A 6,754-nucleotide genomic window follows, 5' to 3' on the forward strand; every position below is an offset into this window, starting at 1 on the left:
ATGGACAGCACCGAAGCCAGTCTCCTGGTCGTCGACGACGAACCGAACATCCGGGAGCTGCTCTCGGCCTCACTCCGCTTCGCGGGCTTCAACGTCTCCTCCGCCGCCTCCGGCGCCGAGGCCGTGGCGGCTGTCGCCAGGCAGCGGCCCGACCTGGTGCTGCTGGACGTGATGCTGCCGGACATGGACGGCTTCGCCGTGGTCCGGCGGCTCCGGGACGAGCAGCCGGGCACCCCGGCCGGGCGCGGCGGTGAGCGCGACCGGATCCCGGTGATCTTCCTCACCGCCAAGGACGGCGTCGACGACAAGATCAGCGGACTGACGGCGGGCGGCGACGACTACGTCACCAAGCCCTTCAGCCTGGAGGAGCTGATCGCCAGGATCCGTGCCATCCTCCGCCGCACCGGCGGCCCGGCCGACGCGGGCCGGCTGGTCGTGGCCGACCTGGAGCTCGACCCGGTCGGCCACCAGGTGGTCCGCGGCGGCCTCCCGGTCTCGCTCTCGCCGACCGAGTTCAAGCTGCTGGAATACCTGATGAGCAACACCGGCCGGGTGGTGTCCAAGATGCAGATCCTGGACCACGTCTGGGCCTACGACTTCGGCGGGGACCTCAGCATCGTCGAGTCCTACATCTCCTACCTGCGGCGCAAGGTCGACTCCGGCGCCAACGGCAACCCCAAGCTGATCCACACCGTCCGGGGAATCGGCTATGTCCTTCGTCGTCCGCCTGCTTGACCGGGCGCGCGGCGCCGTCGGACGACGGCTGTCGCTGCGCGGCCGGCTGCTGGTGCTCGCGGTCGCCCTGGTCACCCTCGGCCTCGCGGTCAGCGACACCCTGGTGATCACCACCGTCCGGTACCAGCTGGTGCAGCGGGTCGACGACCAGATGCGCCGGGTGGCGGCGCCGAACCTGGAGCGCTCCTGGGCGCCCCCGCAGGGCCGTGCCAACGCGGGGAGCAACCTGCCCAGCCGGTTCGTGATCACGATCCGTGAGCCCAACGGCAGCTACCGCCCGTTCACGGACCAGCTGGTGACCTCCACCGACCCCGTCCCCAATCTGCCGGCGCTGACCGAGAGCCAGGTGACCGCACGTCTGGGCAAGGCGTTCACGGTCCCCAGCGACCACGGCGGCGGCAGCTGGCGGGTGCTCATGCTCCAGCGCAAGCAGGACGGCGTCACCGTCACGGTGGTGGTCGCCTCCTCGCTGGACGACACCGACGCCACGGTGGCCAAGTTCGACGAGGGCTTCCTCGCCATCGGCGCCGCGGTCGTGCTGCTGATCGGCCTGGCCGGCTGGTTCGCGGTCCGGCGCGGGCTCAAGCCGCTGCGCCGGATCGAGGCCACGGCCACCGAGATCGCCACCGGCCAGACCCTCTCGCACCGGATGCCGGAGGGCTCCCAGCGCACCGAGGTCGGCCGACTGGCCGGCTCGCTCAACTCCATGCTGGCCCAGATCGAATCGGCCTTCGCGGCCCGCGCCGCCTCCGAGGACCGGATGCGGCGTTTCGTCGCCGACGCCTCCCACGAGCTGCGCACGCCCCTCGCCGGGATCCGCGGCTTCGCCGAGCTCTACCGGATGGGCGCGCTGAGCGAGGAGGCCGACATCAAGCGCACCATGGCCAGGATCGAGAGCGAGGCGCTGCGGATGGGCGGCCTGGTCGAGGACCTGCTCACGCTCGCCCGGCTGGACGAGCAGCGCCCGCTGGAGCTGGCGCCGATGGACCTGCGCACCCTGGCCGCCGACGCTCTGCACGACACCACCGCGCTCGACCCCACCCGCCCGGTCGCGCTCACCGGCCCGGGCGGAGGCACCGCCCCCACCGCCGCCCTGGTCCTGGGCGACGAGGCCCGGCTCCGCCAGGTGGTCACCAACCTGGTCGGCAACGCCGTCAAGCACACCCCGCCGGGCACCCCGGTGCGGATCGGCGTCGGCACCGTCGAGGGCCAGGGCGTCATCGAGGTAGCCGACCACGGCCCCGGCCTGACCTCCGAGCAGGCCGCACGGGTTTTCGAGCGCTTCTACCGGGTCGACTCCTCCCGCAGCCGTCAGGACGGCGGCGGCGCCGGCCTCGGCCTGGCCATCGTCTCCGCGCTCACCACCGCCCATCACGGCCAGGTCGACCTGATCACCACCCCCGGCGAGGGCGCCGTCTTCCGCGTCAGCATCCCCGCGGCGCGCTGAGGGGGGACCCCCCTGCAAGGCCTCTGACCGGGTAGGTCATAATACTTTGTGAATGTGTTCACGTTCACAAGGGAACGATCGCGTCGTGCCTGCGCTCGAACAAGAACAGAAGATGCATAACTAGGCATGACGATCGTTCAGAACGACCCGAGGAGGCACCGAAGTGGAGCTGGCCCTGGCCCACGAGACGATGGCGCGCTGGCAGTTCGGCATCACCACCGTGTACCACTTCCTCTTCGTCCCGCTGACGATCAGTCTGGCCTTCCTCACCGCAGGACTGCAGACCGCCTGGGTCCGCACCAACAAGGCCAAGTACTTCAAGGCCACCAAGTTCTGGGGCAAGCTGCTGCTGATCAACCTCGCCCTCGGGGTGGCCACCGGGATCGTCCAGGAGTTCCAGTTCGGGATGAACTGGTCGGCCTACTCCAAGTTCGTCGGCGACATCTTCGGGGCGCCGCTGGCGATGGAGGCGCTGCTCGCCTTCTTCTTCGAGTCCACCTTCATCGGCCTGTGGATCTTCGGCTGGGAGCGCCTGCCGAGGAGGATCCACCTCGGCTGCATCTGGATGGTGGCCATCGGCACCGCCCTCTCCGCCTACTTCATCCTGGCCGCCAACTCCTGGATGCAGCACCCGGTGGGCTACACCGTCGGCGCCAACGGCCGGGCCCAGCTGACCGACATCGGAAAGGTGCTGTTCCAGGAGACGACGCTGGTGGTGGTCTTCCACACGCTCACCGCCGCCTTCCTGACCGGCGGGGCGTTCATGGTCGGCATCGCCGCCTACCAGCTGCGGCGGCAGCACCGCAGCCAGGAGACCGACACCGCCAAGATCGGCGCCATGCGCGCCAGCCTCCGGCTGGGCCTGGTGATCACCGTGATCTTCGGCATCGGCACCGCGGTCAGCGGTGACTCCCTGGGCAAGGTGATGTTCCGTCAGCAGCCGATGAAGATGGCCGCGGCCGAAGCCCTCTGGGACACCCAGAAGCCGGCCCCCTTCTCGATCTTCGCCTACGGCAACGTCAACCAGGGCCGGAACACCATAGAGCTCTCCGTCCCCGGCCTGCTCTCCTTCCTGGCCACCAGCAACTTCCACGACGCCGTCCCCGGCATCAACGACATCCAGGCCCAGGAGAAGGCCAAGTACGGCGCCAAGGCCGCCAGCTACGAGCCCAACATCCCGACCGCCTTCTGGGGCTTCCGCTGGATGATCGGCTTCGGGATGACCTCCTTCGCCATCGCCGCCGCCGGCCTCTGGCTGACCCGCAAGCGCTTCTGGCTCGCCCCCGAACACCGCCGCGGCGAAACCGAGTTGCCCCTCCTGATGCTGACGAGGAACCGAGAGCTCGGCCCCTTCCTCAACACCTGGGCCTGGCGGCTCGCGATCCTCACCATGGGCTTCCCGCTGATCGCCAACTCCTGGGGCTGGATCTTCACCGAGACCGGCCGTCAGCCCTGGGCCGTCTACGGCCTGATGACCACCGCCGAGGCGGTCTCCCCCACCGTCTCCATCGGCGAGCAGATCACCTCGCTGACCGTCTTCACCCTCCTCTACGCCGTCCTGGCGGTGATCGAGATCCGACTGATGGTCACCTACGCCAAGGCCGGACCCACCGACGAGGAGCCCCCGAGCGAGGACCCCACCCTCCGAGGCCCGTCCGGCGACGCCGACCAGCCCCTCGCCTTCGCGTACTGAGGAGAACCATGCAACTCCACGACGTCTGGTTCGTGCTGATCGCCGTCCTCTGGACCGGCTACTTCTTCCTGGAGGGCTTCGACTTCGGGGTCGGCATCCTGACCAAGCTGCTGGCCCGCGACGAGCCCGAGCGCCGGGTCCTCATCAACACCATCGGCCCGGTCTGGGACGGCAACGAGGTCTGGCTGCTCACCGCCGGCGGCGCCACCTTCGCGGCCTTCCCTGCCTGGTACGCCACCCTGTTCAGCGGCTTCTATCTGCCGCTGCTGGCCATCCTGGTCTGCCTGATCGTCCGGGTGCTGGCCTTCGAGTACCGGGCCAAGCGCAGCGACCCGCAGTGGAAGCGCAACTGGGAGCACGCCATCTTCTGGACCTCGCTGCTCCCCGCTTTCCTCTGGGGCGTGGCCTTCGCCAACATCGTCCACGGCGTGAAGATCAACGCCGCCGGCGACTACGCCGGCAATGCCCTGGACCTGCTCAACCCCTACGCCCTCCTCGGCGGGCTGGTGACCCTCTCCCTCTTCACTTTCCACGGCGCCGTCTTCGTCGCCCTGAAGACCGTCGGCGACATCCGTACCCGCGCCCGCACCCTGGCTCGCACCCTCGGCCTGGTCACCGCGGCGCTGGCCCTCGCCTTCCTGATCTGGACCCAGACCTCCAGCGGCGACGCCTGGTCCCTCGCCGCCGCAGTGATCGCCGTCGTCGCCCTGATCGCCGCGCTCGCCTTCAACCAACTGGGCCGCGAGGGCTGGGCGTTCATCTTCTCCGGCGTCACCATCGTCGCGGCGGTGGCGATGCTCTTCCTCGCGCTCTTCCCGGACGTCATGCCCTCCAGCCTCAACCCGGCCTGGTCGCTCACCGTCTCCAACGCGTCGTCCTCGCACTACACCCTCAAGGTGATGACCTGGGTCGCCGGGATCATGACGCCGGTCGTCCTCATCTACCAGAGCTGGACCTACTGGGTGTTCCGCAAGCGCATCGGCGTCCGCAACATCCCCGCCCACTGAGGTAGCCATGAAGCCCGTCGACCCCCGCCTGCTCCGTCACGCCAGGACGACCAGGACCTTCCTCCTGCTCTCCACGGCTCTCGGCACCCTCAACGCCGTCCTGGTCATCGCCCAGGCCATGCTCATCGCCGACATCGTGGTCGAGGCGTTCCAACACAGCAAGAGCCTCACCGCCCTCACTGCCCCCCTCCTGGCCCTCGCCGCCGTGGCCGCGGCCCGAGGCCTGACCTCCTGGGCCACCGAGACCGCCGCCCACCGGGCCTCCGCCGCGGTCAAGTCCGAGCTCAGATCCCAGCTCCTGACCCGCGCCACCGCCCTCGGCCCCGACTGGCTGACCCGGCAACGCAGCGGAGAGCTGGTCACCCTCGCCACCCGCGGCATCGACGCCCTGGACGACTACTTCGCCCGCTACCTGCCCCAGCTCGCGCTCGCGGTCGTCGTCCCGATCGCCGTCATCACCCGCATCCTCCTTGCCGACTGGCTCTCGGCCCTGATCATCGTGCTCACCCTGCCCCTCATCCCGGTCTTCATGGTGCTCATCGGCCTGGCCACCCAGTCCCGGATGGACCGCCAGTGGCGCACCCTGGGCCGGCTCTCGCACCACTTCCTGGACGTCGTCGAGGGCCTCCCCACCCTCAAGGTCTTCGGCCGCGCCAAAGCACAGGTGGCCTCGATCCGCCGCACCACCGACGACTACCGCCAGGCCACCCTGCGCACCCTGCGGATCGCCTTCATCTCCTCCTTCGCCCTGGAACTGCTCTCCACCATCTCGGTCGCCCTGGTCGCCGTCGGTATCGGCACCCGCCTGGTCGACGGCAGCCTCGACCTCCGCACCGGCCTGCTGATCCTGGTCCTCGCTCCCGAGGCCTACCTGCCGATCCGTCAGGTAGGCACCCACTACCACGCCAGCGTCGAGGGCCTGGCCGCCGCCCAGCAGATCTTCGCCGTCCTGGAAACCGAGCTCCCCACCCCCGGCACCCTCCCCACCCCGCCCCACCCCACCATCGAACTGCGCGACGTCACCGTCCCCCACGCCCCGGCCGTCCAGTCCCTGAACCTGACCATCGAACCCGGCCGAACCCTGGCCGTCACCGGCCCCTCAGGAGCAGGAAAGACCACCCTTCTCTCCCTCCTCCTGGGCTTCACCACCCCCGCCACCGGCGCCATCACCATCAACGGCGCGCCCCTGACCAGCCACGACTGGCACAAGCACATCGCCTGGGTCCCCCAGCACCCCTACTTCTTCGCCGGCACCATCGCCGACAACGTCCGCCTCGCCCGTCCCGAGGCCACCGACGCGGAACTCGCCACCGCACTTCAACACGCCCACGCGCACGAGTTCGTCAACGCCCTCCCCCTGGGCGCAGCCACGCTCCTCGGCGAACACGGCTCCGGCCTCTCCGCGGGCCAGCGCCAACGCCTGGCCCTGGCCCGCGCCTTCCTCGCCGACCGCCCGGTGCTGCTCCTGGACGAGCCCACCGCCAACCTCGACACCGCCACCGAACAGGCCGTCGTCGACGCCATTCGCGACCTGACCCGCGACCGCACCGTCATCCTCACCGCCCACCGCCCGGCCCTACTCGCCCTCGCCGACCGCACCATCAACCTGACCACGGCGCCGCCTGTCCTTTCTCCCCCCACGCCACGGGAGGGGGTGGGACGGGGCGGGGTGGTCGCGGCAGGGGCCGTCAAAGCGAAGAACGAGTCAGCGGCGCTCAAAGGCGGAAACACGCTTACCGACTCGTTCTGGAGCAGGCCCCAGAGCGACCGCCCCCCCCCCCCCCCCCCCCCCCCCCCCCCCCCCCCCCCCCCCCCCCGCCCCCCCCCCCCCCCCCCCCCCCCCCCCCCCCCCCCCCCCCCCCCCCCCCCCCC

Annotated in this window: 5 protein-coding genes; all 5 read left to right on the plus strand. The window is 70.3% G+C overall.

What is annotated here, in order from left to right:
• The gene (locus ABH941_RS18995) at nucleotides 1–735 is read left to right on the plus strand and encodes a response regulator transcription factor (RefSeq protein WP_370130535.1); all 735 of its coding nucleotides are present in this window, start codon (nucleotides 1–3) and stop codon (nucleotides 733–735) included.
• Entirely contained in the window at nucleotides 710–2,182 is a 1,473-nt protein-coding gene (locus tag ABH941_RS19000) for a sensor histidine kinase (protein WP_370130536.1), read from the plus strand. The genes ABH941_RS18995 and ABH941_RS19000 overlap by 26 nt, the downstream gene beginning before the upstream one ends.
• Nucleotides 2,183–2,345: 163 nt before the next feature.
• Entirely contained in the window at nucleotides 2,346–3,875 is a 1,530-nt protein-coding gene (locus tag ABH941_RS19005) for a cytochrome ubiquinol oxidase subunit I (RefSeq protein WP_370130537.1), read from the plus strand.
• A gap of 8 nt (nucleotides 3,876–3,883) precedes the next feature.
• Nucleotides 3,884–4,882 (plus strand): cytochrome d ubiquinol oxidase subunit II, encoded by a 999-nt coding sequence (gene cydB, locus ABH941_RS19010; RefSeq protein ID WP_370130538.1) that lies wholly within the window; start codon nucleotides 3,884–3,886, stop codon nucleotides 4,880–4,882.
• A 7-nt stretch (nucleotides 4,883–4,889) separates the two neighbouring features.
• The coding region (gene cydD / locus ABH941_RS19015) for a thiol reductant ABC exporter subunit CydD (protein ID WP_370130539.1) at nucleotides 4,890–6,754 on the plus strand (1,865 nt) is incomplete at its 3' end.

Origin of the sequence: Streptacidiphilus sp. EB103A (genome assembly GCF_041261405.1) — a bacterium.
GTDB lineage: Bacteria > Actinomycetota > Actinomycetes > Streptomycetales > Streptomycetaceae > Streptacidiphilus.